This is a genomic window from Cupriavidus sp. 05N40 (assembly GCF_056397305.1).
This window is the reverse complement of sequence record NZ_JBFTND010000188.1, coordinates 1-26,744: the sequence shown is the minus strand read 5'-3', so window position 1 is coordinate 26,744 and position 26,744 is coordinate 1. Positions and strand designations below refer to the sequence as shown.

Genomic DNA, 26,744 nt, shown 5'->3' with positions numbered 1-26,744 from the left:
GACCGGAACATGCGCCCCGCCACCAGTCTTACCTGCGGGCGCAGATCCAGGCCCGCTGGCGACACGCCGCGAATCACCACGTTAGACGGCCGCTCCGAACTGGTCTTGGTGAGCGAGATGAGCACCACGGCTTCCTTGGACACCAGGGGCCGTCCGCCACCGCCCATCGCCACCGCCGGATGCATCTCCATGATGCTGGCCYGGTCGCGCGAGATGCCGCTTTGCACMTCGGTTTCGGCGCCCTTGCGGATCACCACCACGTTGTCTTGCTCGCCGGTGGTCACGAGTGTCTTCTTGAGGCCCGCGTCGAGCATCAGCATGGTGGCGAATACGAACACCACCAGCGCCAGCCCGCCGGCCGTGAGCGACGTGGTGAGCCGGCGTGCCCACAGGTTGCGCGCGATATAGGAAAGCGGAATCGCCATGGCTGCCCCGGATCCGCTAGCCGATGGCCCGCAGGCCTTCGACGATGCGCACGCGCGCCGCCTGCACGGCCGGCACGATGCCGGCGGCGACCCCGATCACCAGCGCGCATGCCGCCTGCAGCCGGAACGTCTCGCCCGACACGCTGAAGACGGGAAACACACCGCCCACTGCCTGCTTGAACAGGCTCGCGACGGGCGACGTGGCGAGCATGCCAATGCCGCCGCCCACGATCCCGATGGCGATCGATTCACCGAACACGAGCAGCGCCAGGAACCCGGGCCCGAAACCGAGCGCCTTGAGCGTTGCGTACTCGACGGTGCGCTCGCGCGCGCTCATGGCCATGGAGTTGGCCATCACCGCCATGATGATCACGATCACCACGTAGGAGACGACGCGGATCGCCGCGATGATCTGGTTGGACATGGCCACGAAGCCGAGCTGGAATGCCTGCTCGGTCTCGGTGAGCGTCTCGGCAAGGGAGTTCTTGAAGACGCCATCCACGCCGCGCGAGATCGCCGCGGCATTGTCCGGGTTCGCCACGCCGATGACAAAGACGCCGACCTGGTCCGCCTGCCGGGGCGAGCGCTTGCGCACGGTCTCGTTCAGGTATTCCCAGTGGAACACCATCTGGCGCGTGATGGTGCTCTCGTCGCGGCCGTCGAGGATGCCGCGCACGACGAACTCCCAGGTGCCGGGATAGATGGTGCCTTTGATCGGGATGACGTCGCCCACCTTGAACCCGAACTGGTCCGCGAGCTGGCGCCCGACCAGGGCGCCCTTGCGGTCGCGCTGGTAGTCGGYGCGCTGCTGCGGCGGCACGACGAACTCCGGGTACAGGTCGAGATAGTTGTCGGAAACCGCGAACTGCGCAAAGAAGTTCTTGGGATCGCGGTAGACGCCCCCGAACCAGTTGGAACGGGCCACCAGCGTGACCCCGTCGACACCACGGATACGGTTCTCATAGCTCAGTGGCAAGGCGAACACCAGCGAGATGGCGTTGCGGGTCACCAGCCGCGCATTGGATGCCGCCGCGGCGCCCGCGTACCAGGCGTCGACCACCGTGCGCAACAGCCCGAAGGCCAGCACCGCCACCACCAGCCCCACCACGGTCAGCGTGGTGCGCAGCTTGTGCCGCAGCGCGTTCCTGACGATCAGCTTCAGCACGTACATGGCATACGTCCGCAATGCCCGCAATGCCCGCAACGCCGTTCAAGCAGCCTTCCCATGGCTGAGTTCCCCCTTCTCCAGGTGCACCAGCGACTTCGCCGCGCCGGCGGCGTGCGCATCGTGCGTGACCATGATGATGGTCTTGCCGAGCTCCGCGTTGAGCCGCTGCATCATCGACAGGATCTCCGCGGCGGAGGCGCGGTCCAGGTCGCCGGTAGGCTCGTCGGCCACGATCAGCATCGGGTCGGTGATCAGCGCGCGGGCGATGGCGACGCGCTGCTGCTGGCCCCCGGACAGTTCGGAAGGATAGTGGCTCATGCGGTCGGCCAGGTTGACCATCTCGAGCACCAGCCCGACCCGCGCGCGCCGCTCCGCGCGCGTGAGGCGCGTCAGCATCAGCGGCAACTCCACGTTCTCGTAGGCGGTGAGCACGGGCATCAGGTTATAGAACTGGAAGATGAAACCCACGTTGGCCGCGCGCCAGTCGGCCAGCGTTGCTTCCGCAAGCCGCGTGATGTCGAGCCCGGCGACCAGCAGCTCGCCGCTGTCCGGCCGGTCGATGCCGGCAATCAGGTTCAGCAACGTGCTCTTGCCCGAGCCGGACGGCCCCATCAATGCGATGAATTCGCCCTCGCCGATGTCGAGGGTGATGTCGGTCAGGACCGGTACGGTCTGCGCGCCGCGCCGGTACGATTTGGCGACGTGGCGGATGGCGACGAGCGGCGCGGTGTTCACGTTACTTCTTCGCCACGGTGACCTTGGCGCCGTCCCGGATCTTGTCCCCGGGAGCCAGCACCAGCACGTCGCCCGGAGCCACGCCGCCGACCGCGACGAGATCCCCCAGCCTGGCGCCCGTGGTGACCGCGACTTCGCGCACCATGCCGTCCTTCACCACGAAGGCCACCTTCCTGCCGCCACGCTCGACGATCGCGCCCGGTTGCACCGCAACCAGGGGCTGCCGGTCCTGCGGCGATACCGGCTTCGACAGGAACGCGATCTTGGCGCTCATGTCGGGCAGCACGCGCGCGTCGCGGTCAACGAAACGCACCTTGACCAGCACGGTCGCCTTCGACCGGTCCACGGTGGGCACGATGCGCGAGACCCGGCCCTCCATCCTCAGCGCGGGCAGCGCGTCGAGCTGGAGTTCGCAGGGCTGGTCCACGCTGATCTTGCCGATATTGGACTCCGCCACGTCCGCTTCGACTTCAAGGGTCTCCATGTCGGCGATGGTCACGACGGCACCCTTGGTGTCGGACGCGGACGAGAACGGTGTGATGTTGTCCCCGACATTGGCATGCTTGATCAGAACCACGCCATCGAAGGGCGCGCGGATCACGGTCTGGTTCACCGCGACCTGGGCGACACGGGCATTGGCCTGCGCCGAGGCAATGGCGGCGCGGGCGCTGCCGACCGATGCCCTGGCCTTGTTGTAGCGCGCCAGGTCGGCCTCGTACTGCGCCGTGGAAATCGCCTGTGGCACGAGCAGGGTCTCGGAACGGCGCAAGCTGGTTTCCGCATCCTTCAACTCGGCGACCTGCAGCTCGAAATTGGCCTGCGCCACGCCCACCTGGGCCGACGCCTGGGCCAGGGAGGCCTCGACGTCCCTGCTCTCGATCCGGGCAATGATCTCGTCCTGCTTCACCCGGGAGCCTTCCAGCACGCCGAGCCATTCGAGCCGGCCTTGCGCCTTCGAGCCGACCGCCGCCTTGCGCTGCGGCACCACATAGCCCGTCGCGTTGAGCATGGTGTAGTTCTGCGACGGGTAGGYCGAAGTGACGGTCGCCGTTTCCACGGCCTGCGGGGCAGTCAGCCGGACGGCAATGCCGGCCACGGCGGCGATGACCAGCGCAATGGCAGCGTAAGGCACCCAGCGCCGGCGCCGCGGCGCCGGCGCGAGCGAGCCGCGGTCGATTTTCAGCCTTGCCAGATCGTGATCAGCCAATTTTTCGGACCTTTCCCAGAAAACCAGAGCGTGTTCCGGAGCGCCTTGCAAGGCGCACGCCCCGGCGAAGCGCCCCGCCCGCATGTGCTGCGGCAGACAGGTCCCCAGTATAGTGCCGCGCCCGGACAGTGCTTGCAATGCCACATCGGCAGCGACACGACGGAGATACGGCGGCCCGGACCTGGCGGGCGGCCGGCATCGTCCTTCCACGCGCCCGCGGAGATGCCGGCGTCAGGTATCCCCGACGACGCAGGGCCGCCAGGTCGAGGCTCGCCATTCATGCACGCCGCCTGATGCCTCACTGATAGTGATGGATACCATCAAAAATTATCGTTGTACATGATTCGACCCGGCGCATAACTTTAGTGCACACGCTCTCGGGTCCATTCCCCAGGCCATTTGAGCGGACAGCCAGGCCGCTTGCCCGGCGATCGACTTGATCGATCAGGCAGGCGTCGAGCGGCACCGGCCAATAAAGAAATTCAAATAATTGGAGGAGACATGACAGAACGGATCGGCTATGCCGGGATTCAAAGCAATCCCGTGTTCAAGGAGCTCGTCAGCAGACGCAGGCGGCTCACAATTCTTCTTTCCGCGGTGACGATCGTCCCTTACTGCATCTTTATCCTGGTTGCCGCACTAAGCCCGGGTTCGCTTGCATCGCGGCTTTCCGGGCAAAGCAATATCACGATCGGCTGGGTCGTTGGCGCGATGCTTATCCTGGGAAGCTGGCTACTGACGGGATTCTATGTCCGGCAGGCCAACGTCGACTTTGACCGACTCACGGAAAGACTGGCACTCGGGGCTGAAAAATGAAACCGAAGCTAAAGGCAGCGTTCATTTTCTTGTCTTGCCCGCTCGCAATGCCATCCTACGCGGCCCCGGGAGCGCTGCAAAACATAGAGGCGCAGCCGATCAATACCGTCGCCATTCTCATGTTCCTGGCATTCGTGGTCGCCACCCTCGGAATAACGTACTGGGYCGCATCCAAGACGAAATCGCTGGACACCTTCTACACCGCTGGCGGCGGCATCTCCGGATTCCAGAACGGACTGGCCCTGGCGGGCGACTATATGTCGGCGGCCGCCCTGCTCGGGATCAGCAGCATGATCTTTTCCAGCGGCTACGATGGCTTTATCTACTCCATCAGCTTCTTCGTCGCCTGGCCACTGCTTCTGTTCCTGTTCGCGGAGAAAATCAGGAACCTTGGCAAGGTCACCATATCCGACATCGCAGCGTACCGGCTGGACCAGAACACGATACGAATATCCATGTCGATCGGGTCCCTCACCGTCGTTTGCTTCTACCTGGTCGTGCAAATGGTCGGCGCCGGACAACTCATCCAACTTCTCTTTGGCCTGGACTACAACTATGTCGTCATCGGCGTGGGCCTGCTGATGATGATCTACGTCACGTTCGGGGGCATGGTCGCGACCACCTGGGTACAGATCATCAAGGCAGTCCTTCTCCTGGCCGGCGGAACGCTTCTGGCAATCCTTGCATTGTGGAAATTCAATTTCTCGATTGATTTCCTGCTGGCCAATCCTTGGACTATCCGCCATCGTCATCGTCGGCAAAGACCCTGCCTTCTTCGTCGGAGGGGACATCGGCGGCAAGCTCATCGGCGGCGGAAACATGCCCGTCATGCATCTGGCCAAGGCCCTCGGCGGCGACGTGTTCCTCGGATTCCTGTCAGCGGTAGCCTTCGCGACCATCCTGGCCGTTGTCGCCGGTCTCACCATGGCCGGATCGTCCACTATCTCCCATGATCTGTACGCCAGGGTAATCATGAAGAACCGGGCGGACCCGGCGCGCGAGATGCGGGTGTCCAGGGTTGCCTCGGTGTGCATCGGTGTCGTCGCCGTTGGCCTGGGAATTCTCTTCAAGGACCAGAACATCGCCTTTCTCGTCGCCCTGACCTTCGGCGTTGCCGCATCCGTGAATTTCCCGATCCTGGTGCTCTCCATCTACTGGAAAGGCCTGACCACGCGCGGCGCATTGATCGGCAGCGTGGCGGGGATCCTCTGTTCAGTGGGGCTCGTGATCCTGTCGCCGGCGGTCTGGGTGAAGGTACTTGGGTACAAGACGGCGATCTTCCCCTACGACTATCCCGCGATCATTTCGACGAACGTGGCCTTCCTCGTCACCTGGCTCGGATCCGTCACGGACCGGAGCGCCCGCGGCCGCCAGGAGCGCAAGGACTACGAAGGTCAGTTCGTCCGGGCCCAGACCGGAATCGGGGCGTCCCGGGCCGTCAGCCACTAGCCACGCTCCTCCGCTCGGCAAGGTATCGGCCAGGTCCACCTGCCTGGCCATTTCACGATCATTGAAGGCGGAATCAGTTTCCCTTTCATGCAGGCCCACGCCTAGGAATTTCTGGAGCTGAAAATGCAGTACAAAGACACCGGCCTAAGGTTTTCCCGCATTACGATTTTCATTCATTGGCTGATCGCGGCCGCCGTCGCGCTGATGGTCTGGCTTGGCCTTTCCGCCAGCCAGCTGGAGAACGGCCCGGAGAAGGCCGAAATCCTCCGGGTGCATGGCGGCGTAGGGGTGCTCGTCCTCGTCGTTTCCATCTATCGCCTGTGGGCGAGACTCACTTCCTATCACCCCCTCCCGCTCGGGTCGCCGAATCCGATCGAAGTCATCATCGGCAGGTCCGTGGCGGTTGGCCTGGCTCTCGCGACCGTTCTCTTGCCATTGGACGGATGGCTGGCCATGTCTGCGGCAGGCGAAGTCATCACGCTGCCCGGCGGCATCGTGCTCCCCGCCCTGATGGGACCGAATGCCGAGGTGGCGTACGTCGCGAAGCTGCTTCACAAGGTTGGCGTGTACGCGTTTCTCGCCGGACTGGCCCTTCATATCTTTGGCGCCGTCAAACATCACTTCGTTCTCAGGAACGACACGCTGAAGCGAATGCTGGGCAAGAACGTGGAGCTCTGATCATGAAGCACGAAAGCCAAATCATCATGTCGAAGAATCCAGCAACAACATTGTGCGGCATCGAATATCCGGTATTCCAGGCAGGCATGGCCGGCATTTCCGGGCCGGCGCTGACGGCGGCGGTGTCCAATGCCGGCGGCCTGGGACACCTCGGCGGGCTGCGCCTGCCACCCCTGGCCCTGAGAAAGTGGATTCGCGAGACGCGGGAACTGACAGACAAGCCATTCGGCGTGAATCTCGTCCCGTCCTTCGGTGGCCCGGATGTATTCGAAGCGCAGTTCCGCGTTGTGCTGGAAGAAAGACCGCGGGTACTTTCGCTCTTCTACGGCAGCTTCCACGAGATGATTCCACGGGCGAAGAATGCGGGAATCACGGTCATCGTCCAGGTCGGAACGCTGAGTCTTGCCAGGGAGGCGATCGCGCAGGGGGCGGACATCATCGTCGCCCAGGGGGCCGAGGGTGGCGGACACCTCAACCAGGGAACGATCGGCGTGATGTCGCTGGTCCCTGCCATCGTCGCCATCTCGAAGGGACGCCCCGTCCTGGCCGCGGGCGGCATTACGAACCGTGCCGACGTGCGGGCCGTGATTGAAGTTGGCGCTTCGGGAGTCTGGGTTGGCACCGCTTTCGTGGCAAGCGATGAATCCCTTGCGCATGACCTCTACAAGCAGAAGATCGTGGCGGCCACGGTGGACGATACCGAATATCGGACCGGATACTCGTTCGGCTGGAAATTCGGCACCCCGCACAGGGTGATTCCCAACCGCAAGAAATGGAACCTCGTGAAATATGTAGGTGGCGGAGCGCGCRTCATCGACAAGCCCGAAATGGCGGAAAAGCTGTCGCTATACGCAGGCCAGGGCGTCGGGAAGATCGATGGCATCGTCCCCGCCCGCCAACGCGTTGCCGAGCTGGTCGAGGGCTTCTCCCCCTGGTTGCCCGCAGACGCCCTGCCGGCGCTCCACGGCACTCACGAGACGGCCTGAGCCGGCGCCGGGCAGTTCCGGGGGGCCTGGATATCCGGCCTTGAGATGTCCAGGCCCCCCGATCGGGGCCCGGGGCCGGACACGGGAAGTCCACACGGACTACTCCCCGATGGATTCGAATTGCTCGTGCGCCATATCGACCATGGCACGGACGGCCGACGTCTCGAAGGTATCCTTCCTGCGGACGAACACGGTCGCCACGCGCGAGAATTCGGACGGAAGCTTGTGACAGCGGATCAGCTCCCGCGAGCCTTGATTTTCCACGACGGCGCGGGGAAGTATCGTCACACCCATCCCTGCCGTCACGCACGAGATGATCCCGTCGAGCGTGCCCAGTTCCAGTATCTGTCCCGGAATGAGTCCGGCCTGATAAAGCCATTGCTCCAGGGTGGAACGATAGAAGCAACCCGTGCGGAAAACGAGGACCGTCTGCTGAGCCATGTCCTTCGTAAGGCTTGCCAGCGTCCGATACTTCCTGCTGCTGACGAGGACGAGCTCCTCCTTGAAGATTCCCTCCTGGTGCAATACCGCGTTCTGGTGGAACCCACCGACGAACGCCCCGTCAAGCCGGTGACTCTCCACTGCCTTGATGAGCTCCACGGTCGTGCCGGTGATGAGCGAGAGCTGGACCTGCGGATACTTTTCCCGATAGCCGGCCAGTACCTTTGGCAGCCTGACCGCCGCGGTGGTCTCCATCGATCCCAGCCGCAATATCCCGGTCGGCGTCGACGTATCCAGCAAGACACTCCGGCTCTCGTCGGCCAGCTGAAGAATGCGCTGCGCGTATCCGAGGAAGGTCTCTCCCGCCGAAGTGAGCGTGATGCCGCTCTTCTGGCGAATGAACAGAGGCTGCCTGAGTTCCTGTTCGAGATCCTTCACCCGCATTGTCACATTCGACTGGACGCAATGCACTTTCTCCGCAGCAGCAGTGAAGCTACCTTCTTCCGCTGCCGCGCAAAACATCCTTAGCTGGCGCAGCTCCATGTTATCGACTCCAGATATTACATTTTATGATGGCTAGAATTCTTGGAAATCAGATGTAGCGATGCAGCGCCTAAATTATACTTCAGCTATCCACCGCGAAGCTTAAGTGAAATTATTCGTTTTTCCCGGTGCGGATGTCTTTTACAACGTCACGTCAATGCCATTTCAGACAAGTGATCGGGCTGTTACCAAAGGCAAATGGAATGCAGTCCTTATAAATTCCCGTCCCTGGTTCACATGAAAGGAATGAAGCATTTTTTCATGAACGGAAATAAGCTCCCTCTTCTATTTCACCGCGGTCATTTCACTACGGCGCGCGCAAGATCCTCCTGCCCCGCCGCCGGTCGCCGCTAGTCGCCGCTTGTCGCGCCACTTGCCCCGTTAGCCGGCGAGTTCACACATTTCTGCAAAGGTGAAGTTGATGCAAGATCCGGGTATTAGCGCCGAAGTCGAAGGGATTTTTGCCGGCGGCATTGGCATCCTTGGCGAAGAGGGCCATCGAAGCGGAATCTTCAAGAGACGGATCCGCGGCGAGGCCAAGGTGTCCGTCGATGGCATCGAAGGTGACGAACATGCGGATCCGAGGGTTCACGGTGGCCCCGAAAAGGCCGTCCATCATTTCGCCGCCGAGAACTACCGGCGCCTGGCGGAATGCTTTCCCGATTGTGCGGGCATCCTTGTCCCCGGCAGCCTCGGCGAGAACATATCAACGAACGGGCTCACGGAGCGGAACGTACATATCGGTGATGTCTTCAGGATGGGCGGAACGGTCCTGCAAGTGTCCCAGCCGCGAAGCCCATGCTGGAAGATAAATCACCGCTTCAATGCGGACGGCATGTCTCTCGTGGTCGCGCAGGAGCGCATGACCGGTTGGTATTACCGAGTGATCGGCAGTGGGATCATTGGACCGGGCGACAAGTTAGAGCTGATCGAGCGCGAAACAGAACGGTTCTCGATAGATGAATTCTGGCGCGTCCAGTCGTCCAGCCGGCCTGGCATCGACGACATGCTGGCCCTCATCGCCGTTCCGGGACTCGCCAATAGCTGGAAGGTGCGCCTGAACGACCGGGTACGGTGGATCCGCCAACGACACCCCGGATTGTGAGGTGCCGGCCGGGCGCACCGTCCTGATGGACTACGCCATGCCCCTCCGCCCGACTGGCGCCCGGCAGCCGCATGCGGATCTCAAGGCGCCTCCGGCTTGTGCCGGGGATCGTCGTTCGGATCGAGGTATTCCAGCCCGAGCGGCCCGGTGCCGCTGACCTGGGTGATGTACTCTCCCGACCTCGCCCAATGGAAGTGCGGCGTGCCCCCTGGCAGCACCACGACACTGCCGGGCGGATAGGCCGTCAGTTTCTGCGGGTCGAACTCATTACCGATGCCAATGTAGAACACCCCCGCGATCACGGTATAGACCCGGTCCTCGGGATGAACATGCGGCATGAGCTTCACGCCGCCCGGCACCTTTACGCGAACCACGTAGGGACCGGGCTTGCCCGGATCGCCGACCAGCACGGACAGCTGCGCACGCCGCGGGAAAGCGGCGAAGGACGACCACTGGATGTCTTCCTGCTGAATGGAGCCGACCTGCTTCGGCGAAAGCCCCCCGGCAAAGGCGGCGTGCCCGGTGATCAGGCACGACACGGCACAGACGATGCCCGCGACATTGGTCAGAATCTTTCGCATACCAGATACTCCTTTCTCCGTGAGCGGCCGCTCGGCAATGGGCCGCGACTGCCTCGACGTGAAGGCCCCGGAACCGCCCGCCTTCGGGTTCGTTCTCGCCGGGATCGCGCCGATCGACGTGACCAATATATTTCCTGCATGGATTCCGGTACACATCAGGGCGCTAACAAGAGTTGGTACACCGTGTAAAAGATGCCATCCGTCATCGCGTCAYCGCGCCGGCCCGCGCGGCCTGCCGGGCTTCGCCGCCGGGCAGCGTTGCAAAGCCGCCGCACCCGCCGCGGCCATCGCGAGCGCGATCCAAAGCGCGATCACGCATGCGTGGAGGAACGGCTGCGTGACTCCCGGCAATTGAAAACGCCCGGCCACACTCCCCCGGGCGTTAGTCGTCTCGACCTGGCTGGCAATCCAGCAGGCGGGAAAGTGTCAATCCCTGGTCCGAGCTGTAAAATCCTCGCCGTTGATCCGGCTCGAGATGCTGATGTTCTCGGCCCGATGCTCGTGCAAGATCACGTTGATGATCTTCGGATCCGAGCCGATCGAGTCATGCGTCACCTGGATGATGTCTCTGATCAGCCTCGCACGACGCTCCTGCGTCAGGCCGGCATTGATGTGGCATTCGATAAATGGCACGGTTATCTCCGGGAATGATGTTATTTCAGGCGGCTGACCAGGTCCTTGTCGTTGGCCGCGCCTTCGACATAGTCCGGCAGGTGCTCGCCATGCTCGACGAAATTGATCCCGCGGCCTTCCCGGATCACGAAGAAGATGTCGTCCTTCGTCTCGCCGGTCGCTTCGCTGACCACCCGCAGCAGTCCGGCCGCGAGCTGCCGCTTCTGCTCATCGGTTCTGCCAAATCGCATGTCACAAGAAATGAGGGCCATCCGGGTCTCCTATAGGCCTCTGTCGTCACTGGATTCCCGGGTGCTTCGCCGGGAACTTCGGTACCGGACTTACCCTCGTCATGAGCTGCATCAGCTCAGCAACCGAGTGCGCATCCAGTGCAGAGACCAGATCGATGATCCGGCCTCGAAGCGTTTCATCAGCGTATTGCTCGCTGAGCCAATGGAATTTCTCGACCGTGCGGTCCCAGCTGAGCGGGTTGTCGAGCCCGCCTTCAAAGCCGACGTGCTCGGCGGAGAACACCCTTCCGTCCTTGCACCGGATCGTGACCCTGGTGTTCAAGGCACTGGGGTAACGGGCGGTGAATGCGGGGTCGGGACGCACGACGACCCGCTTCAGCAGGGCCTGCGCATCGTCCGCCTGCACTCGGCCCGGCTCCAGCTGGGCAGGTCCGACCTGGTCATCGAGCATAGCGGCCGCGATAAGATACTTGAGGTTGTAGTCCGCCTGCTCCTTGGTCCGCGGATCATCCTTCGGGCCGAAGCCGCCACCACCCGCGATGTCGAAGCCGGTCTGGAAGATGTCGCACACCACTTCCTCGACCTCCTCGCTTTTCACATCGTTCGCGCGCTTGAGGGCGAGCGTCACCTCAAGCACCGGTTGCCCGTGAATCAGCGAGCAGTACTTCTTCATCACCGTCTGGAAAATGATCTCCAGCCGCTGATCCTCCCATTCGACATCGATTGGCTGGTCGAACATGCGGACCAGTCCGTTCGGCCCTTCGAACAACCGCAGCGGGCCGGTGAAGCCGCGCTTCGCAAGCGACGCCGCGTACACCGCGCGCATCCCGGTGATGCCCGGCGAAAATCCCTTCCATTGCGAGACCGGTTCGGAGTGAACGCAGGTCAGCGAGATGTTGTCTACCGTGGCGATCGCTATCGCATGGGCGAGCTGGTCCGCGTCGAGGCCGAACAACCTGCCGGACGCGGCCGCCGCCGAAACCGCGAGCTGAATGGCATGGTTGAAGCCCTTCGCCATCACGGGGACGATCGCCGTGATGCGGCACTGGATTTCATACGCTACCGCCAGCGCGAGCATGAACGCCTCGCCACTTGCGCGCGCATGCTCGGCCGCCGCGAGCACCGCGCCGAAATTATCGCTTGGATGACAGAGCCCGCCGGGAGACATATAGCTGTCCAGCAGATCGACGTAACGAACCAGGCCCGAGTTGTATAGCGCTGCCTCGCAATGCGCTGGACGGTGGTCGGTGCGGTCATTCTTGACAGTTGCCTGTTGGATGATTTCAATTCATGCGAATTTCCATCCGCTACTTCCGCAACGTCTTGCGCTCCCGATATTTCATCTCGCTTCGCGCAGTTGCATTGCAACTGATATTAGGTGATCGATTGCGGCGCCCGAAACGAATTGTTTTGATAGCGGCAATCATCGAAGCAGATAGCCACCGCCCTCAGGCGCCAGGAAAGCGCCGCGATTTCCACAATGCCCGCTCCGCGGATCAATGCTGGCGTCCATGCCAGTGCGGCAGGGAGCCGGTGCGGCGTTTCCTGACGACAAGCCGGCCGCACCCCGATCAGTGCAAGCGGCTCCCGCCGTTCGCGAGGCTCAGCAGCGCTTGCTGGACTTTGGCCGCGGGGAGGTAGCCCGAGCTGAGCTGGCGCAACTTTCCGTCGGCTTCAACGAGCAGCGTCGGGAATCCCGAGACCCCCCACCTGCGTGTCAGCGCGAAATCCGCCCGCGCCGCCTGCACTGCCTCCTCCGACGCCCAGGCGCTATGGAAGGCATCGGCGCTCGTCGGGTAGCCGGCGGCCGTCAGTGCGCGTGCGCCGATCTCTGCCAGGACATTGCCGTCCGTGGTGTCGAGCCCGTCGACATAGAACGCACGCTGAAATGCCTGGAAGACCGTCAGCAGGTCCACCGAAGGTTCGACCAGGCGAGCGGTGGCCACGGCGCGGCAGACCGGCTCGGTGTCGTAGACGAAGTCCTTGCGCGCGAGCAGCGCCTCGCGGTTGAACTCGGCGCCGCTCATCTGTTCCACGCGTGCCCAGTGCGACAGGCGGAACTGCTTGCCGGCGTCATCGAGCACCTGCGTCGATCCGGCCCCCATGGCGCCCAGGACAATATGCACGTCAAGGTCGGGCATGCTTTCGACGATGGTGGTCATCTCCTTGCCAAAGCCGTAGCACCAGGAGCACATCGGGTCGCCAACAAATATCAGTTTCATGGTCTGTTTCCAGTGGATCGCGTTTGAACGGGGATGGGCACTTCGCGGCCCATCGGCCGCAACGCCCCGGGGCTGCGGCACCGGAACTGAATATAGGACCGAACCACACCGGCACCAACAGCGCCAGCCGCAATTCAGTTGTTACGCTGCGTAACCAGAGCGAGGCCGGCCCGATGTTCCGCAGCGACCCGACCATGGCGGGGCGTCCCAGGCAACGCAAAAGAGGCGCCGTGCGCGCATGCTCCGCGCGCGGCGCCTCGCTGCCCCTGACTGCAGACAGGCGGCCGGGACCGCTTACTTGGCCGTCGGCATCGCGAATTCGGCACCCTTGTCGGTGCTTTCCGGCCAGCGCTGCATGATGGACTTCTGCTTCGTATAGAAGCGAACGCCTTCTTCGCCGTATGCGTGCGTGTCGCCGAACAGGCTGCGCTTCCAGCCGCCGAAGCCATGCCAGGCCATCGGGACCGGAATGGGTACGTTGATGCCGACCATGCCCACCTCGATGCGACGGCCGAATTCACGTGCCACATGGCCATCCCGCGTATAGCATGCGACGCCGTTGCCGAACTCGTGCGCATTGACCAGGTCCACGGCTTCGGTGAAGTCCTTGACGCGCACGCACGCGAGGACCGGCCCGAAGATCTCTTCCTTGTAGATGCGCATCTCCGGCGTGACGTTGTCGAACAGCGTGCCGCCGGTGAAGAAGCCATCCTCGTGTCCCTTGACCTGGAGACCGCGACCGTCCACCACCAGCGTCGCGCCTTCGTCGACGCCCAGGGCAATATATCCCTCGATGCGCTCGAGCGCCTGCCGCGTGACGATCGGGCCCATTTCGGCGTCGGCCTCCATGCCGTTCTTCACGACCAGGTTGCGCGCGCGCTCGGCCAGCCGCGGGATGATCTTGTCGGCGATATCGCCCACCAGGACAGCGACCGAGATCGCCATGCAACGTTCGCCGGCGGAGCCGTATCCAGCCCCGACCAGCGCGTCGACAGCCTGTTCGATGTCCGCATCCGGCATGACGACCATATGGTTCTTCGCGCCGCCGAGTGCCTGCACGCGCTTGCCGTGCCTCGCGCCGGTCTCGTAGATATAGTTGGCAATGGGCGTCGAGCCGACGAAGCTGACCGCCTTCACGTCGGGATGGGCCAGCAGCGCATCGACGACCACCTTGTCGCCCTGCACCACATTGAAAATGCCATCGGGCAGGCCCGCTTCCTTCAGCAACCTCGCCATGAACAACGACGCGGACGGGTCGCGTTCGCTCGGCTTCAGGATGAACGCATTGCCGGCGGCGATCGCAACCGGGAACATCCAGCAAGGCACCATGCACGGGAAGTTGAACGGCGTGATGCCTGCCACGACACCCAGTGCCTGGCGCACCGTCCAGTTGTCCATTCCCGTCGAGACCTGCTCGGTGTAGTCGCCCTTGAGCAATTGCGGAATGCCGCAGGCGAACTCGATGACATCGATACCGCGCGCGACCTCGCCTTGCGCATCGGAGAAAACCTTGCCATGTTCTGCCGTGATGATCGCGGCGAGTTCATCGCGGTGCTTGTTCATCAGTTCGAGGAAACGCAGCATGATGCGGGCACGGCGGATCGGCGGCGTATTGCTCCACTTCGGAAAGGCCGCCTTCGCACTTGCCACCGCAGCGTCGACATCGGCAGTCTCGCCCAGCAGCAGCTTGCGCGGACGCTCGCCTGTCGCCGGATTGAAGATGGCCTGGGTACGCGCACCCGAACCGCGAGCCGGCTCACCGTGTATGAAATGTGTCACATCGGCCGTGTCGTTAAACGCTTGCATCTCGACTCCTCAACATTGGTTGGTATGGACGGAGTTTAGGAAGGTGCCGCACGTGTGCAAAGGTGCTAACATTGAATTGATTGTTTTCATTAATGAACAATAAAAACATGGATACCCGAACGGTCGAAAGCCTCTGGACCCATTTGCACTGGTTGACGGTCCTTGCCGAACAGGGCAGCTACACCGCAGCCGCGGCACGCCTCGGCGTCAGCAAGGCGGCAATGAGCCAGCGCATCGCCGAACTGGAACGGGCGGCGGGCGTCGCGCTGGTTCAGCGCACCACACGCAGCGTGCGCTTCACCGAAGCCGGGCAGCGGCTTGTCGAAGACACGCGCGGGGAATACGAGCACATTGCGACGAGCTTCGCCACGGTCAGGGAAATGGCGGGCGTGGCGCGCGGATTGATCCGCGTGACGGCACCGGTGGCGTTCGTCCGACAACAGCTGGTGCCGCGGATGTCGGCTTTCCTGCGTGCCAATCCCGAAGTCCGCGTGCAACTCGAAGTGTCCGACCGGCTCAGCTCGATCGCCACCGAAGGATTCGATCTGGCCATCCGGCACAGTGCGCAAGCGCCTGAAACGCATGTCGCATGGAAGCTGTGTGAAACGCGCTCCGTGATCGCCGCGACGCGCGCGTACATCAAGCTGCGGGGCCTGCCGAAGGCGCCGGCGGACCTCTCCTCGCACGACTGCCTGTTCTACCCCCGCGCCCTCGGCGCCGGGATCTGGTCTTTCGAGCGAAAGGCGGCGCGCAAGCCGAGCCCCGGGCCGGTCACGGTCACGGTGAACGGACCGTTCTCGGCCAATAACAGCGAAGCGCTGCGCGACGCCGCGCTCGACGACATGGGCATTGCCCTCCTGCCTGACTTCACTGCACAGGCGGCAATCCGGGCCGGCAAGCTCGTGGTCATACTGCCGGACTGGCGTCCGGTCGGTGCCTTTGCCGACCAGCTCTATGTCGTGCGACCTTACACGCCCCACGTGCCGCGCGCGGTCGCACTGTTCGTCACGTATCTTCGCGAGACGTTCGCTGACGGGTTTCCCGTCCAGTAAGCTGCATTGGCATCTTGCGGCGCCCGCCTCGTCCATTCGCGCCTGCATTATTGTTTCCCGCCACGCAAAGGATATTTTCCGATTCGCTCGCGCCTCGCCAACGCGGCCAGCGGTAYAGTCCACCGTTTACTCGTTCTGTACGGGCTCCGGTCTAACGATCGCGAAGCTGGAAAAGCATGAGCAGGTCTGCCACTCGAGTATTCCTTGTCACCGGCGTGAGTTCAGGCTTCGGCCGCGCGATATCGCAGGCCGCGCTCGCCGACGGCAGCACTGTCATCGGCACCGTCAGGAATGAGGCCGATAGAGTGGCGTTCAGGAAGCTGGCTCCGGGGCATGCCGATGCGCTTGTCCTCGATCTCACCGATCTCGATGCCATCGGCCCGGCGATCCAGGGCGCTGTCGAGCGTGTCGGGCCGGTGGACGTCCTGGTGAACAACGCTGGCTACGGTCATGAAGGCACGCTGGAAGAATCGTCCCTCGAAGCGCTGGTGCGCCAGTTCGAGGTCAACGTCTTCGGCGCGGTGGCAATGATCAAGGCCATCCTGCCGTCCATGCGGGCCAGGCGGACCGGCCACATCTTCAATATCACCTCGATGGCGGGCTTTGCCGGGCTTCCCGGCGTTCCGTACTACTGCGGAAGCAAGTTCGCGCTCGAAGGCATCTCCGAATCGCTGGCCAGGGAAGTCGCCGGCCTTGGCATCAAGGTGACGTCGGTCGCTCCTGGTTCATTCCGGACGGATTGGGCAGGCCGCTCAATGGTACGGACCGACCGGAGCATTGCCGACTATGACGCGGTATTCGAGCCCATTCGCCGCGCCCGCCGGCAGAAGAGCGGGAAGCAGGCCGGCGATCCCGCAAGGGCCGCGCGCATCCTGCTCGACCTGGTGGGCCGGGACGACGCGCCCGTTCATCTGTTGCTGGGCGCCGATGCACTCAGCCTCGTGCGGGGCAAGCTGGCAGCGCTGGCCGAAGAAATCGACACCTGGGAATCCGTGTCGAATTCCACGGATTTCTCGTAGTCGACAGCCGTTCGGAGCATGGCGGCGACCCGGATCCCGCCTTGACCGGCGGCGGCGGCGCGGTGCACACACTCCCCTCGCGTGAAGCCGGATGCGCATTCCTTGGCGTGCGCCCGGCCGCGGCGAGGCACCCTTCACTTGTTCACGCTGCGCAAGACTGTTTGTCCACCGTGTGCCTTCGCATCCGCAGCCCGGTCGCCTAAATTTACTACCTATCGGTACCGCCAATTTCGGCGGGGACAACCGAGCTAACCTTTTCGAGATCATCATCATGAGCAATCAACAGAAAGTCGTCGTTGTCACCGGTGCATCCCAAGGTATCGGCGCTGAAGTGGTCAAGGCATTCCGCGAGCAAGGCTATCTCGTGGTCGCCACTGCGCGTTCGATCAAGCCGACGAGCGACGAGGGCATCCTCGCAGTCGCCGGCGACATCAGCGACCCGGCGACCGCCAAGCGCGTGATCGCGGAAGGCGTGGCCCGCTTCGGCCGCATCGACTCGCTGGTCAACAATGCGGGCATCTTCCTGGCCAAGCCGTTCACCAGCTATACCGCCGAGGACTACGCAGCGGCACTCGGCGTCAACCTCAACGGCTTCTTCTTCATCACCCAGCTTGCCATCGCCGAGATGGAGAAGGTCGGCGGCGGCCACGTCGTGAGCATCACCACGAGCCTCGTGGACCACGCCATCAGCGGCGTGCCCTCGGTGCTGGCATCCCTGACCAAGGGTGGCCTGAACTCCGCCACCAAGTCGCTCGCCATCGAGTATGCAAAGACCGGCATCCGCGTGAACGCCGTATCCCCCGGCATCATCAAGACGCCCATGCACGCGCCGGAAACCCACGCGGCGCTGGGTAGCCTGCACCCCGTCGGACACATGGGTGAGACGGCAGACATCGTGCAGGCCATCCTGTACCTGGAGTCGGCCAAGTTTGTGACGGGCGAGATCCTCCACGTCGACGGCGGCCAAAGCGCCGGTCACTGATAGGACACGCGGGCGCCGCCTGGCGGCGCCCTGCCTTACCCCTGACTTGCCCACGAAACCGGGAGTACACAATGCCGATCGTTACGATCCAGGTAACGCGTGAAGGAACGAAGCCGGGCGCGCAAGCCGTGACCGCCGATGAGAAGGCGCTGCTGATCAAAGGCGTCAGCGAACTGCTGCGCGACGTCCTGAACAAGCCGCTCGACGCGACTTTCGTCGTCATCCAGGAAGTCGAAACCGAAAACTGGGGCTGGGGAGGGCTGCCGGTCGACGCCTATCGTCGCCAGCACGCAAAGCCATCCTCATAAAGCGCCACGCTTCGCTCTGMGCCGTGCCTCTGACCGCGTCACGAATCCGCATGGGCGGCAGGCGACGCTCAGGCAGCGACACGCAAGCCAGCGTCGGCGCCTGAAACGGGCCGGCGCGGCGWGCCCTCGTCGGCAAGCGCCGAAGGCCGGTCAGCATGGACGAACTGCGTGCAGAAATCGATAAACGTGCGCAGGCGCAGCGGCATCAGTTCGCGGTGCGCATAGAAGAGACAGAGCTCCTCGGTGGCATCCGGGCCAGAGCACCCCGGCAGCACGCGCTCAAGCCGCCCCGTGGCGACGTCCTCCGCGACCATCGCTTCGGGCAAGGTGGCGATGCCGGTGCCGCCCAGCGCGGCGAAGCGCAGGAACACGTCGTCGCCGTCCATGGAGGATCGCGGCAGCACGCTCACGCGCCGCCCGTCCTCCAGCAATTCGAGAAAACTCGTGTTCTTCTGCCTGGAACCGGGCTCCACCAGGAGAAAGTGACTCGCCAGGTCCGATGCCTGCCGCGGCACACCGTTCTGGCTCAGGTAGGCCGGCGCCGCCACCAAGACCCGCGACGTACTCCACAGTGTGCGCCTGATCACGGCCGGTTGATCCACCAGCCGCGCCGGCAGCACGGCTATGTCGAAATGGCCGTCGTACAGGTTCACCGGCCTGTCCTGCACGGAAATCATCAGGTTGACGTCAGGCGCGGTCGCCCGGTAGCCGGACAGGAGGCGCGCAAGCGTGCAGCCGGCAAACATCGGATGGATCACCAGCCGGATCCTGCCACTATCGACCTCGCGCTCCTGGCTGATGCGCCGGTTCGCCTCATCGAATTCCTCCAGCAGCCGCACGCAGCTGAGGTAGTAGGGCTGCGCGACGTCGGCCAGCTTCACCGACCGGGTCGTCCTGTGGAGCAACCTGGTCTGGATGCTGGCTTCGAGCTTCGCAATCGCCTTTGAAATCGTACCAGTCGTGACGCCAAGCGACTCCGCCGCCTTGCTGAAACTCTGATGCTGCGCGGCGGCAACGAATGCGCGCAGCATATACAGCTGATCCATGGTGACTCCAGACGAAATTGGTGCGCTGCCTGGCAGCAACGGAACAACAGAACAACAGAACAACGGGGGCATGGGAGCCGGAGCGGAAGACCGGACCCGAAGCAAGGCTCAGGGCACACACGGCATGGCCGTCTTGCTCGGATCGTCTTCTTTTTCGGATTGGCTTCGCAAGGACACCGTTTCTGTCGTGCGTGGAAACAAGCTTAGCCGTGTTTCCGGGTCACACGCGCGGTTTGTAGCGATAGGGGTATCGGGAAAACAGATACCCATCCCTGCGACCGGCCGCCCCGGCGCCGGCCCGCTCACACCTGCCAGTGTCGGGCGCGATCCGGCTCGGGCACACGGACAACGGGACTCCGCCCTCGGCAAGATGCGCCTTGCAGCGCATGGCGACGCCCCGGGCGAGCTGGCGCAACTCCGCAACGGCACCGGGAGAGTTGCTCGTCACAAGCCAGAATGCACCTCGCGCGTGCCGGTCCTCTGCCCGGGCCGGCACGCACTAAGCCGCGGCTGTCTTCATGCCGCCGCCTTCAGGGACTGGAACTCGCCCCGGGACACCTCGACGAAGGCCCGCATGGCGTTGGAGACATAGGCGTCGTGCCGGCGAATGAACAGGGTCTCGACATCCCTGTGCTCCGGGGCGACCTCGTGGAGCGCGACCAGCGCCTGGCGCGCCGCGCCCGCGACGACGCTCCTCGGCAGCAGGGTGATGCCAATGCCGGCCCCGACGCACGCGATGATGGCATCCAGCGACCCGAACTCCAGGGGCGTCGCTACCAGGATCCCCATCTCGGCGAGCAGTGCGTCGAGCCGCTGGCGGTACGAGCATCCCTGCCGGAAGACGATGGTCTTGAGGCTCGGGATGGCCGCCAGGGCGCCGAGCGAGGAAACGGTGCGCGCCGTCACGACGACCAGTTCCTCATGGAAGATCGCCTCACCGTGCAGATCGGGATGATCGAGCGGGCCGGCGATAAAGGCGCCGTCGAGCTTGCAGTCGGCGACATCGGTGGCCAGGCTGCAACTGGTGCCGGTCGTGAGCGACATCCGCACCTGCGGGTACATACGCGCGAAGCTGGTGAGAATGGGGGAAAGGCGCAGCGCCGCCGTCGTCTCGAGCGTCCCGAGCACCAGGTCCCCTCCCGGGGCGCCCTCGTCAGTCGCGGCCAGCCTCGCATCTGCGACGAGCCTGGCGATGCGCCCGGCATACGGGAGCATTCTTTGCCCCGCAGGAGTGAGGCTCACGCCGCGCACATGCCGGCTGAACAGCGGCACGCCAAGCTCCCGCTCCAGCGCCCTGATGCGTGCCGTCACGTTGGACTGGACGGTGTGCAGCTCGGCGGCCGCCTGGTTCATGCTGCCGAGGCGGGCGACGGCTTCGAATACCCTGAGATCGGTCACATCCATCTTCATACCTTTCCAATTCGGACGGCGGGCCGCCGCCTCATGAATCGCCGCTGCCAGGAAGGCCTGGCCACATCCGGGCTTGCCGACGCATGCGATCGATGGCGAAGGATAGTCCGCGGTCGCCTCGCACCAATTCAGGATGCACGCGCATCAAGTCTTCATCGCCGGGGGTGAGATAGTCAACCGATGTCGTGGAAAAACGGCGTTGCGCAAGCGGAATCAATACCGTGCCGCCTTGTTCCATGTTCCCTGTTCCTTGCGGTCTCGCGGGAACGCCGGGCACTGCTTGCGTCTTCGCGCGGGGCCACGCCGTCGGAGCCATTACATCATGTACTAACTGATGTTTCCCCGTGGTGGTTTATCGCGTGGCCAAAAGCCCCTACATTGCGATCCAGTACGGAAGCACCGGATACCGCGGCATGAGCTTGCCGGGCACGGTGCTCCGTTGCGCAAACGGTCAGCGGAGCAACTACCATGAGCAAATACGATTTTCCAGAGATAGACGGGGATCACCAGGCTATCCTGAAACTGCTGTACGTGTATCTTGACGCCATCTACGACGGCAATGCGACATGCCTTGGCTCGACCTTCCACCCCGCGGCCGCGGTGTTCGGCCATGTGAATGGCGAGGCCACCCACAGGACCGTGGCCGCCTACCTGGCCGCGGTAGCAGGACGAGCAAGCCCGGCCTCGCAAGGCGAGCCATACCGCATGTCGATCCTCTCCATCGACGTGCTCGGCGCCATGGCCAGCGCCAAGGTTCGCGTCAGGATGTTCGGATTCGACTACTACAACTTCCTTTCGCTGCTGAAGGTCGACGGCAACTGGCTGATCGCCAACAAGCTGTACACGCACCACGAAGAAGGTTGATGATCACGTACGCCATTTGCCACTCCGCACGAGTTCGCTGACCGCATCCGCGAACGCGTCGGGCGCCTCTTGCGGCAGATTGTGGCCAACCGCGGGAATCTGGCGGTGGATGCGCGGGCCCGTGAAGCGGGCCGCCGTTGCCTGACCGTCGGTCGCCGGCACGACGCCATCCGCCGTGCCGTCCAGCGTAATGGCCGGCACGGAGATCGGCGGTGTCGCCGCGAGCTTTTTCTCCGCTTCGTCGTATAGCGGATAGCCAGGAGCAAGACCGAGCCGGTGCCGGTAGGAGTGGATCACGACCTCGACGTAGTCCGGATTGTCGAAAGCCCGGGCCGCCCGCTGGAACGTGGCTTCGTCGAAGTGCCATGTCGGCGAGTTGTTCTTCCACAGGATGCGGGCGATATCGCGACGGTTCGCCTCGAGACCCGCGCGCCCGCGTTCGGTCTGGAAGTAATACTGGTACCAGAGCCCCCGTTCGACCTGCGCGGGCAATGGCACGGCCGCCTTGGCGATATCCTGGATAAGATAGCTGTTGACCGAAACCAGCCCGACGCAGCGCGACGGCCGCAGCGCCGCCGCGACACAGGCAGCACGGCCACCCCAGTCGTAACCCGCGAGCACCGCTTCCGGAATGTGCAGCGCGTCCATCAGGGCGATTACGTCCTGGCCGATGGCGGCTTGCTGGCCCGCGCGCGGCGTGGCGGGGTCCAGGAAGCGCGTCGTGCCATGGCCCCGCAGATGGGGGACGATCACGCGATAGCCGCGCGCCGCCAGCATCGGCGCCACCTCCACGTAGCTGTGGATGTCATACGGGAAGCCATGAAGCAGGACCACGGGGCGGCCGCCTGCGGGGCCTGCCTCGTGATAGCCGATATCAAGCCACTCCGTGCGCACCTGGCGAACGGGCAGGCTGCGCAGGGAAGCGCCCCGCGCGGCGGCGGGTGCGGCCAGCGCCGGCTTGCCGGCAAGCAGCGTGGCGCCCGCGACGCCGGCAGCGCCCGACAGCAAGAACTGCCGGCGGGACAAGATATTCTTCGACACGATGTGTGATTCCTCAGGGTTGGATGGCGAGCGAACGACTCAGTCCGCTTCAATGCTGGCGATGAGATCGCTGCCGAGCCAGCCGGCGAGCAGCGCGCCAGCCCTGGCGATGCCTTCGCTGTCGCCGAGGCGCTCGACCAGGTGGGTGCAGAGCGCGGCAAAGCTGCCGCTGGCCTGCAAGCTGATCAGTGCGTCGCGCTCTATGGCATCGACCTGGCGCAGGTAGCAAGTGAATTGCCGACGCCAGACGATCAGCCCTGCTGGCGCCGCCAGCATCTCGCCCTCGGGCGGCGACTCGCCCTCGCTCAGCGCGGTCCAGATCCGCTCCGCGTTGGTCGTGGCGACGCGGACCGCGAGGGACGGCGCAAGACGCAGATGCGCGGTGTCCCAGTCGACATCCGCCATGGACGCCATCGCCAGCGGCGCCGCGTCGCGTGAGACAAAGGCCTGGGACAAGGCATGCTCGATCCATGCGAGTTCATGGAGATCGGGGTTGTCCGGATACTGTGCGGCCAGCGTCTGGCCAAAGCCGTCGGCATAGGCGTCGAGCGTCCAGGCGTGCGGGGGATGAAGGTCGATATGGGCGATGGCAGCGGCCAGGAACAAATCCTCTCCCATCCATTCATGCACCAGCGGGAACGACGATTCGAGGCAGCCCACGAGCTGGGCGCGGTAGTTGTTCTGGTAGACGGCCACACCCGCCTCGCCGCCGGGTTCCAGCCGGCGTGCCGCATCGGGCGATGCCGTCACCAGCCACGCGCGGAAATCGCGCTGCAGTTCGGCCAGGTTCATGCGGCCTCCCGCGCGATGGCACTTGTCTCGCCGGCGCCGATGGCGCGTGCGAACGCTAGTTCGCCCAGCAATTCGGAGAGCGGCGGAATGTCGTCGTCCCGCTCGATCATGGTCGCGACGGGCCCGAGACGCGACATTGCCCTGGCGTAGAGTTGCCATACCGGCTCGCACACGGGGCTGTCATGGGTATCGATCAGCATGTCGCGGCCCTGGCTGTGCCCGGCAAGGTGAACCTGGCGCACGCGCCCGGCGGGAATGCCGTCGAGGAAGGCGTGGGCATCGAATCCATGATTCGACGCGCTGACAAAGACATTGTTGACGTCCAGCAGCAGATCGCAGCCGGTCCGCTTGCACATGGCAGCGAGGAATTCCCACTCGGTCATGGCAGCGCCCTGGAAGGCAAGGTAGCTGGACGGATTCTCGAACAACATGGCGCGACCGAGCACGTCCTGCGCCATGCCGATGTTGGCGCAGACGATGTCCAGTGCTTCCTCCGTGTAAGGAACCGGCAGCAAGTCATGCGAATTGAAGCGGCCGATGCGCGACCAGCTCAGGTGATCGGATACGTAGAGCGGCTCGATCTCGTCGACCAGTGCCTTCAGGCGCAGGAGATAGTCGCGGTCAAGCCCGTCCGCGGAGCCGACAGACATGGAGACGCCGTGCATCGCGACGTGATATCGCGCGCGTATCTCGCGCAGGATATGCCGGGGCTGGCCCCCGGCGACCATGAAGTTCTCGGAGATGACCTCGACGAAATCGACCGGGACATCCGTTTCGAGGAATTCACGGTAGTGTTCCTTGCGCAGGCCGAGGCCATAGCCTGGGAAGGTCGGACTTGGAGCGAGCATGGCGCGTACTCAGATGACGTGGGTAAGACGCGGCCGGCCCGGCGGGCACATCCCGTACCGGGCCGGCCGGGCGATCACTTCGGCTCGGTCAGCGTGCCGCCTGCCTTGAGGCATTCCGACTTGGGCTTCACCAGGACGCCCTTGCCCTTGCAATCGTTCAGGCCCTTGCAATCGTTCTTGGCCGTCGCGCACAGGCTGGTTCCCTTGCAGGTATTGACCCCGTAGCAGCGGCCGGGCTCCTCCTTGCCGGCGGCATGCGCCGGGCTGGCGATCGAGAAGGACGCGAGCGCGACCAGCGCTGCGGCGGTGGCGATGCTGGCACAGGATTTCTTGGTGATGTTCATGGTGTTTCTCCGGGGTTGGGGTAGGAAAAAGGTTTTGGTCGGGATGGAAATGCGGAGGGGCGCTGCGTGCCGCCCGCTCGCTTACTTGACGTCGCGCGCAGCTTCCTCGATCACCTGCGCGACAGCCTCGGGCTGCGAGATGTAGACAGCATGGCTAGCCTTGATCTCGGTCACCTTCGCGCCGGCGCGCTTGTACATCCAGCGCTGGAGGTCCGGGTTCAGCGCGCGGTCTTCCGTGGCCACGATGCCGTAGCTGGGCTTGTCGTGCCATGCTGCCGTCCATGCGCCGGCGGCAAAGGCCGCGGTCGTCACCGGCACTTGCGAGGCGGCCATGAAATCGGTCCGGTTCGACGTCAGGTCGCCGGCGAAATCGGTGCCGAACCTGGCGGGATCGAAGAACAGGTGCCCATCGCGGGTCGGGCGGACACTGGCGCTCGCTGCCGGCATGGATGCCGCGAGCTGGGCCACGCTTTCGCCGACGTCCGGTTCCAGGGCGGCGACATAGACCAGGGCCTTCACCTTCGAGCGCGCGCCGGCGATCGTGATGACCGAGCCGCCGTAGCTGTGGCCGACCAGCACGACGGGCCCCTCCTGCTCGTCGACGATATCGCGCGTGGCAGCGACGTCTTCACTGAGCGTGGTGTGGGGAAGCTGCACCACACTGACCTTGTAGCCCTTGTGGATCAGGATGTCGTGGACCACGCGCCAGCCCGATCCATCGACGAAGGCGCCGTGGACGAGGACGATGTTTTTCGCACCCTGAGGCGCGGGCGGCGTCGCCGCCGGGGCGAGCGACGGGATTGCCGCGGCCAGGGCGATGGCGAGTGTCGGGATGAATCGCATTGAAGTTCTCCAGCAGGCCAGGCCTGCCTTTTTTTACGTGAATGAACAATGGGTATTGGAACGGGCAGTGACGCTAGGCCGCACGCGCGCGGGAGAGCGGGCGAGCGCGTCGCAAGACGTGGTCGAGCGACCAGGCGCCCCCGCCCTGCGCGATCAGCGGCAGGAGCAAGCCCGCCCAGCTGAGGTGCGTCGGCCATGCGTCGGGGTAGACGAAGATCTCGATGACCGCCGTCATGCCCAGCAGCGCGGCGGCCGCCGTTCGCGTGAGCAAACCCAGGACCAGCAGGATCGGGAACAGGTGTTCAGACCATGTTGCCAGCTGCGCGGCCAGCTCGGGCGGCACCAGTGGCAACGCATATTCCGATGCGAACAGGCTGTAGGTCGTCGCCTTGATCGCCAGGAAGCCGTCCACCTTGGTTCGCCCCGAGAGGAAGAAGACCGAAGCGATGCCGGCTCGTGCAAGCAGCAGCAGCAAGGCTGGCGGAAGCAGACGCTGCAGCGCGGCGCCCACTGTCCCGCTTGCCGCCGGGGCGCTCTGACCCACCGGTGATGCCATTCTTTGGCCAGCGCGCGAAATCATTTTGTCGCCTTCAGCGAACCGTGACCCTTGGGCGTCTTGATCTGCGTGCAGCTACCCTTGTCCACCAGGGTCCAGGCATCGCCCTGGTAGTCGACCTTGGACGTTCCCGCGCAGCTGGTACCCGCACCGGCGGCGCAATCGTTCTTGCCGGCGAGTGACACGCCATAACACTTCTCCGTGGCCTTGGCCGGCTCCGCGGCATGGGCGACACCCGCGAGGGCGTTGAGTGAAATGGCGAGGGTGGCCGCAAGGACGGCGTGTGTGCTTTTCATGGTGATCTCCTTGGCAAAGGCGTTTGGTGGCATGGGACTACCGCTTCGACGGCGCCGGCCACTTTAGTCGGTTCCGTTTCAATCGCGTCCGATGCATTATTGAAGGTCTTCCGGATTTAGTCAACCCGATTAGATCGGATACGATGTATATATAATGTGTCCAGATACAGTCAGATACAGAGCGACACAAACAAACCACCGATGAAACCCAAGACCAAACCCGCGCGCAGCAATCCCAGGCTGGCAGACTTCCTCTGCTTCGCCATCTATTCGGCCAATCTCGCCTTCGGCAAAGCCTACAAGCCCATTCTTCAGGCA

30 protein-coding genes and 2 pseudogenes are annotated in these 26,744 nt (G+C 63.9%); 11 read left to right on the top strand and 21 right to left on the bottom strand.

The window, feature by feature from the left end; all coding sequences use genetic code 11:
- The 4 genes from AC1DO7_RS32020 to AC1DO7_RS32005 form a co-directional block, all read right to left on the bottom strand.
- The coding region (locus AC1DO7_RS32020; RefSeq protein ID WP_477117003.1) for an ABC transporter permease at window positions 1–425 on the bottom strand (425 nt) is incomplete at its 3' end.
- A 16-nt stretch (window positions 426–441) separates the two neighbouring features.
- The gene (locus AC1DO7_RS32015) at window positions 442–1,596 is read right to left on the bottom strand and encodes an ABC transporter permease (protein ID WP_477117002.1); all 1,155 of its coding nucleotides are present in this window, start codon (window positions 1,594–1,596) and stop codon (window positions 442–444) included.
- A 39-nt stretch (window positions 1,597–1,635) separates the two neighbouring features.
- The gene (locus tag AC1DO7_RS32010; protein ID WP_441649770.1) at window positions 1,636–2,328 is read right to left on the bottom strand and encodes an ABC transporter ATP-binding protein; all 693 of its coding nucleotides are present in this window, start codon (window positions 2,326–2,328) and stop codon (window positions 1,636–1,638) included.
- A 1-nt stretch (window position 2,329) separates the two neighbouring features.
- Entirely contained in the window at window positions 2,330–3,535 is a 1,206-nt protein-coding gene (locus tag AC1DO7_RS32005; RefSeq protein ID WP_477117005.1) for an efflux RND transporter periplasmic adaptor subunit, read from the bottom strand.
- Window positions 3,536–4,036: 501 nt separating this feature from the next.
- Between AC1DO7_RS32005 and AC1DO7_RS32000 the strand changes: the two genes are divergently transcribed.
- From AC1DO7_RS32000 to AC1DO7_RS31985, 4 genes and pseudogenes are all read left to right on the top strand, one after another.
- On the top strand, window positions 4,037–4,351 hold the full coding sequence (locus AC1DO7_RS32000) for a DUF485 domain-containing protein (protein WP_441649769.1): 315 nt from the start codon (window positions 4,037–4,039) through the stop codon (window positions 4,349–4,351).
- Window positions 4,348–5,800: pseudogene (locus tag AC1DO7_RS31995) on the top strand (sodium:solute symporter family transporter). The gene AC1DO7_RS32000 and the pseudogene AC1DO7_RS31995 overlap by 4 nt, the downstream one beginning before the upstream one ends.
- A 123-nt stretch (window positions 5,801–5,923) precedes the next feature.
- Window positions 5,924–6,478 carry a cytochrome b gene (locus AC1DO7_RS31990; protein ID WP_441649767.1) on the top strand — a complete coding sequence of 185 codons (555 nt, stop codon included), beginning with the start codon at window positions 5,924–5,926 and terminating at the stop codon, window positions 6,476–6,478.
- A 2-nt stretch (window positions 6,479–6,480) separates the two neighbouring features.
- Complete coding sequence (locus AC1DO7_RS31985) at window positions 6,481–7,464, top strand: NAD(P)H-dependent flavin oxidoreductase (RefSeq protein ID WP_477117001.1); 984 nt, start codon at window positions 6,481–6,483, stop codon at window positions 7,462–7,464.
- A gap of 99 nt (window positions 7,465–7,563) precedes the next feature.
- Here the strand turns inward: AC1DO7_RS31985 and AC1DO7_RS31980 are convergent, their stop codons facing one another.
- On the bottom strand, window positions 7,564–8,448 hold the full coding sequence (locus AC1DO7_RS31980; RefSeq protein WP_441649765.1) for a LysR family transcriptional regulator: 885 nt from the start codon (window positions 8,446–8,448) through the stop codon (window positions 7,564–7,566).
- A gap of 421 nt (window positions 8,449–8,869) precedes the next feature.
- On the opposite strand from AC1DO7_RS31980, the gene AC1DO7_RS31975 reads away from it, so the two are divergent.
- Window positions 8,870–9,553 carry an MOSC domain-containing protein gene (locus AC1DO7_RS31975; protein WP_441649764.1) on the top strand — a complete coding sequence of 228 codons (684 nt, stop codon included), beginning with the start codon at window positions 8,870–8,872 and terminating at the stop codon, window positions 9,551–9,553.
- Window positions 9,554–9,633: 80 nt separating this feature from the next.
- On the opposite strand, the gene AC1DO7_RS31970 is transcribed toward AC1DO7_RS31975, so the two are convergent.
- The 6 genes from AC1DO7_RS31970 to AC1DO7_RS31945 form a co-directional block, all read right to left on the bottom strand.
- Window positions 9,634–10,134, bottom strand: a complete 501-nt coding sequence (locus AC1DO7_RS31970; RefSeq protein WP_441613858.1) for a cupin domain-containing protein — start codon at window positions 10,132–10,134, stop codon at window positions 9,634–9,636.
- 426 nt (window positions 10,135–10,560) lie between these two features.
- Complete coding sequence (locus tag AC1DO7_RS31965; protein ID WP_441613857.1) at window positions 10,561–10,767, bottom strand: tautomerase family protein; 207 nt, start codon at window positions 10,765–10,767, stop codon at window positions 10,561–10,563.
- Window positions 10,768–10,787: 20 nt separating this feature from the next.
- Window positions 10,788–11,018, bottom strand: a complete 231-nt coding sequence (locus AC1DO7_RS31960; RefSeq protein WP_441649763.1) for a tautomerase family protein — start codon at window positions 11,016–11,018, stop codon at window positions 10,788–10,790.
- Between the two features lie 25 nt (window positions 11,019–11,043).
- Window positions 11,044–12,276, bottom strand: a complete 1,233-nt coding sequence (locus tag AC1DO7_RS31955; RefSeq protein ID WP_477117004.1) for an MmgE/PrpD family protein — start codon at window positions 12,274–12,276, stop codon at window positions 11,044–11,046.
- Between the two features lie 292 nt (window positions 12,277–12,568).
- Complete coding sequence (locus AC1DO7_RS31950) at window positions 12,569–13,219, bottom strand: DsbA family protein (RefSeq protein ID WP_441649761.1); 651 nt, start codon at window positions 13,217–13,219, stop codon at window positions 12,569–12,571.
- A gap of 294 nt (window positions 13,220–13,513) precedes the next feature.
- The gene (locus tag AC1DO7_RS31945; protein ID WP_441649760.1) at window positions 13,514–15,025 is read right to left on the bottom strand and encodes a CoA-acylating methylmalonate-semialdehyde dehydrogenase; all 1,512 of its coding nucleotides are present in this window, start codon (window positions 15,023–15,025) and stop codon (window positions 13,514–13,516) included.
- A gap of 107 nt (window positions 15,026–15,132) precedes the next feature.
- Between AC1DO7_RS31945 and AC1DO7_RS31940 the strand changes: the two genes are divergently transcribed.
- From AC1DO7_RS31940 to AC1DO7_RS31925, 4 genes are all read left to right on the top strand, one after another.
- The gene (locus AC1DO7_RS31940; RefSeq protein WP_441614067.1) at window positions 15,133–16,077 is read left to right on the top strand and encodes a LysR family transcriptional regulator; all 945 of its coding nucleotides are present in this window, start codon (window positions 15,133–15,135) and stop codon (window positions 16,075–16,077) included.
- A gap of 176 nt (window positions 16,078–16,253) precedes the next feature.
- The gene (locus tag AC1DO7_RS31935; RefSeq protein ID WP_441613852.1) at window positions 16,254–17,096 is read left to right on the top strand and encodes an oxidoreductase; all 843 of its coding nucleotides are present in this window, start codon (window positions 16,254–16,256) and stop codon (window positions 17,094–17,096) included.
- A gap of 271 nt (window positions 17,097–17,367) precedes the next feature.
- Window positions 17,368–18,078, top strand: coding sequence for an SDR family NAD(P)-dependent oxidoreductase (locus AC1DO7_RS31930; protein WP_441613851.1), 711 nt, complete (start codon window positions 17,368–17,370; stop codon window positions 18,076–18,078).
- A 71-nt stretch (window positions 18,079–18,149) separates the two neighbouring features.
- Window positions 18,150–18,386: a tautomerase family protein gene (locus AC1DO7_RS31925; RefSeq protein WP_441613850.1), complete on the top strand. Its 237-nt coding sequence runs from the start codon at window positions 18,150–18,152 to the stop codon at window positions 18,384–18,386.
- A 68-nt stretch (window positions 18,387–18,454) separates the two neighbouring features.
- Here AC1DO7_RS31925 and AC1DO7_RS31920 read toward each other — a convergent pair whose 3' ends face one another.
- From AC1DO7_RS31920 to AC1DO7_RS31910, 3 genes are all read right to left on the bottom strand, one after another.
- The gene (locus tag AC1DO7_RS31920; RefSeq protein ID WP_477117000.1) at window positions 18,455–19,417 is read right to left on the bottom strand and encodes a LysR family transcriptional regulator; all 963 of its coding nucleotides are present in this window, start codon (window positions 19,415–19,417) and stop codon (window positions 18,455–18,457) included.
- Window positions 19,418–19,948: 531 nt separating this feature from the next.
- Window positions 19,949–20,836, bottom strand: a complete 888-nt coding sequence (locus AC1DO7_RS31915) for a LysR family transcriptional regulator (RefSeq protein ID WP_441649810.1) — start codon at window positions 20,834–20,836, stop codon at window positions 19,949–19,951.
- Window positions 20,837–20,873: 37 nt separating this feature from the next.
- Window positions 20,874–21,080, bottom strand: coding sequence for a hypothetical protein (locus tag AC1DO7_RS31910; protein WP_441649758.1), 207 nt, complete (start codon window positions 21,078–21,080; stop codon window positions 20,874–20,876).
- A gap of 230 nt (window positions 21,081–21,310) precedes the next feature.
- On the opposite strand from AC1DO7_RS31910, the gene AC1DO7_RS31905 reads away from it, so the two are divergent.
- The gene (locus AC1DO7_RS31905) at window positions 21,311–21,706 is read left to right on the top strand and encodes a nuclear transport factor 2 family protein (protein WP_441613847.1); all 396 of its coding nucleotides are present in this window, start codon (window positions 21,311–21,313) and stop codon (window positions 21,704–21,706) included.
- Between the two features lie 3 nt (window positions 21,707–21,709).
- On the opposite strand, the gene AC1DO7_RS31900 is transcribed toward AC1DO7_RS31905, so the two are convergent.
- From AC1DO7_RS31900 to AC1DO7_RS31870, 7 genes are all read right to left on the bottom strand, one after another.
- On the bottom strand, window positions 21,710–22,735 hold the full coding sequence (locus tag AC1DO7_RS31900) for an alpha/beta fold hydrolase (RefSeq protein WP_441649809.1): 1,026 nt from the start codon (window positions 22,733–22,735) through the stop codon (window positions 21,710–21,712).
- A 51-nt stretch (window positions 22,736–22,786) separates the two neighbouring features.
- Complete coding sequence (locus tag AC1DO7_RS31895) at window positions 22,787–23,539, bottom strand: HvfC/BufC family peptide modification chaperone (RefSeq protein ID WP_441649757.1); 753 nt, start codon at window positions 23,537–23,539, stop codon at window positions 22,787–22,789.
- The gene (bufB, locus tag AC1DO7_RS31890) at window positions 23,536–24,387 is read right to left on the bottom strand and encodes an MNIO family bufferin maturase (RefSeq protein WP_441649756.1); all 852 of its coding nucleotides are present in this window, start codon (window positions 24,385–24,387) and stop codon (window positions 23,536–23,538) included. The genes AC1DO7_RS31895 and bufB overlap by 4 nt, the downstream gene beginning before the upstream one ends.
- Before the next feature lie 74 nt (window positions 24,388–24,461).
- Window positions 24,462–24,731 carry a BufA2 family periplasmic bufferin-type metallophore gene (gene bufA2 / locus AC1DO7_RS31885; protein WP_441613844.1) on the bottom strand — a complete coding sequence of 90 codons (270 nt, stop codon included), beginning with the start codon at window positions 24,729–24,731 and terminating at the stop codon, window positions 24,462–24,464.
- An 81-nt stretch (window positions 24,732–24,812) separates the two neighbouring features.
- Window positions 24,813–25,574 (bottom strand): alpha/beta hydrolase, encoded by a 762-nt coding sequence (locus tag AC1DO7_RS31880; RefSeq protein WP_441613843.1) that lies wholly within the window; start codon window positions 25,572–25,574, stop codon window positions 24,813–24,815.
- A 73-nt stretch (window positions 25,575–25,647) separates the two neighbouring features.
- Window positions 25,648–26,130, bottom strand: coding sequence for a DoxX family protein (locus AC1DO7_RS31875; protein ID WP_441613842.1), 483 nt, complete (start codon window positions 26,128–26,130; stop codon window positions 25,648–25,650).
- A gap of 20 nt (window positions 26,131–26,150) precedes the next feature.
- Entirely contained in the window at window positions 26,151–26,426 is a 276-nt protein-coding gene (locus AC1DO7_RS31870) for a BufA1 family periplasmic bufferin-type metallophore (protein ID WP_441613841.1), read from the bottom strand.
- A gap of 201 nt (window positions 26,427–26,627) precedes the next feature.
- Here AC1DO7_RS31870 and AC1DO7_RS31865 point away from each other — a divergent pair.
- Window positions 26,628–26,744 (top strand): annotated as a pseudogene (locus tag AC1DO7_RS31865) (MarR family transcriptional regulator); the annotation flags it as partial.

What these genes read in the sequence shown, in the direction of transcription:
- AC1DO7_RS32000 (WP_441649769.1), top strand. Translation starts at nt 4,037, where the DNA reads ATGACAGAACGGATCGGCTATGCCGGGATTCAAAGCAATCCCGTGTTC.
- AC1DO7_RS31990 (WP_441649767.1), top strand. Translation starts at nt 5,924, where the DNA reads ATGCAGTACAAAGACACCGGCCTAAGGTTTTCCCGCATTACGATTTTC.
- AC1DO7_RS31980 (WP_441649765.1), bottom strand. Translation starts at nt 8,448, where the DNA reads ATGGAGCTGCGCCAGCTAAGGATGTTTTGCGCGGCAGCGGAAGAAGGT.
- AC1DO7_RS31975 (WP_441649764.1), top strand. Translation starts at nt 8,870, where the DNA reads ATGCAAGATCCGGGTATTAGCGCCGAAGTCGAAGGGATTTTTGCCGGC.
- AC1DO7_RS31970 (WP_441613858.1), bottom strand. Translation starts at nt 10,134, where the DNA reads ATGCGAAAGATTCTGACCAATGTCGCGGGCATCGTCTGTGCCGTGTCG.
- AC1DO7_RS31960 (WP_441649763.1), bottom strand. Translation starts at nt 11,018, where the DNA reads ATGGCCCTCATTTCTTGTGACATGCGATTTGGCAGAACCGATGAGCAG.
- AC1DO7_RS31950 (WP_441649761.1), bottom strand. Translation starts at nt 13,219, where the DNA reads ATGAAACTGATATTTGTTGGCGACCCGATGTGCTCCTGGTGCTACGGC.
- AC1DO7_RS31945 (WP_441649760.1), bottom strand. Translation starts at nt 15,025, where the DNA reads ATGCAAGCGTTTAACGACACGGCCGATGTGACACATTTCATACACGGT.
- AC1DO7_RS31940 (WP_441614067.1), top strand. Translation starts at nt 15,133, where the DNA reads ATGGATACCCGAACGGTCGAAAGCCTCTGGACCCATTTGCACTGGTTG.
- AC1DO7_RS31935 (WP_441613852.1), top strand. Translation starts at nt 16,254, where the DNA reads ATGAGCAGGTCTGCCACTCGAGTATTCCTTGTCACCGGCGTGAGTTCA.
- AC1DO7_RS31930 (WP_441613851.1), top strand. Translation starts at nt 17,368, where the DNA reads ATGAGCAATCAACAGAAAGTCGTCGTTGTCACCGGTGCATCCCAAGGT.
- AC1DO7_RS31925 (WP_441613850.1), top strand. Translation starts at nt 18,150, where the DNA reads ATGCCGATCGTTACGATCCAGGTAACGCGTGAAGGAACGAAGCCGGGC.
- AC1DO7_RS31915 (WP_441649810.1), bottom strand. Translation starts at nt 20,836, where the DNA reads ATGGATGTGACCGATCTCAGGGTATTCGAAGCCGTCGCCCGCCTCGGC.
- AC1DO7_RS31910 (WP_441649758.1), bottom strand. Translation starts at nt 21,080, where the DNA reads ATGGAACAAGGCGGCACGGTATTGATTCCGCTTGCGCAACGCCGTTTT.
- AC1DO7_RS31905 (WP_441613847.1), top strand. Translation starts at nt 21,311, where the DNA reads ATGAGCAAATACGATTTTCCAGAGATAGACGGGGATCACCAGGCTATC.
- AC1DO7_RS31895 (WP_441649757.1), bottom strand. Translation starts at nt 23,539, where the DNA reads ATGAACCTGGCCGAACTGCAGCGCGATTTCCGCGCGTGGCTGGTGACG.
- bufB (WP_441649756.1), bottom strand. Translation starts at nt 24,387, where the DNA reads ATGCTCGCTCCAAGTCCGACCTTCCCAGGCTATGGCCTCGGCCTGCGC.
- bufA2 (WP_441613844.1), bottom strand. Translation starts at nt 24,731, where the DNA reads ATGAACATCACCAAGAAATCCTGTGCCAGCATCGCCACCGCCGCAGCG.
- AC1DO7_RS31880 (WP_441613843.1), bottom strand. Translation starts at nt 25,574, where the DNA reads ATGCGATTCATCCCGACACTCGCCATCGCCCTGGCCGCGGCAATCCCG.
- AC1DO7_RS31875 (WP_441613842.1), bottom strand. Translation starts at nt 26,130, where the DNA reads ATGGCATCACCGGTGGGTCAGAGCGCCCCGGCGGCAAGCGGGACAGTG.
- AC1DO7_RS31870 (WP_441613841.1), bottom strand. Translation starts at nt 26,426, where the DNA reads ATGAAAAGCACACACGCCGTCCTTGCGGCCACCCTCGCCATTTCACTC.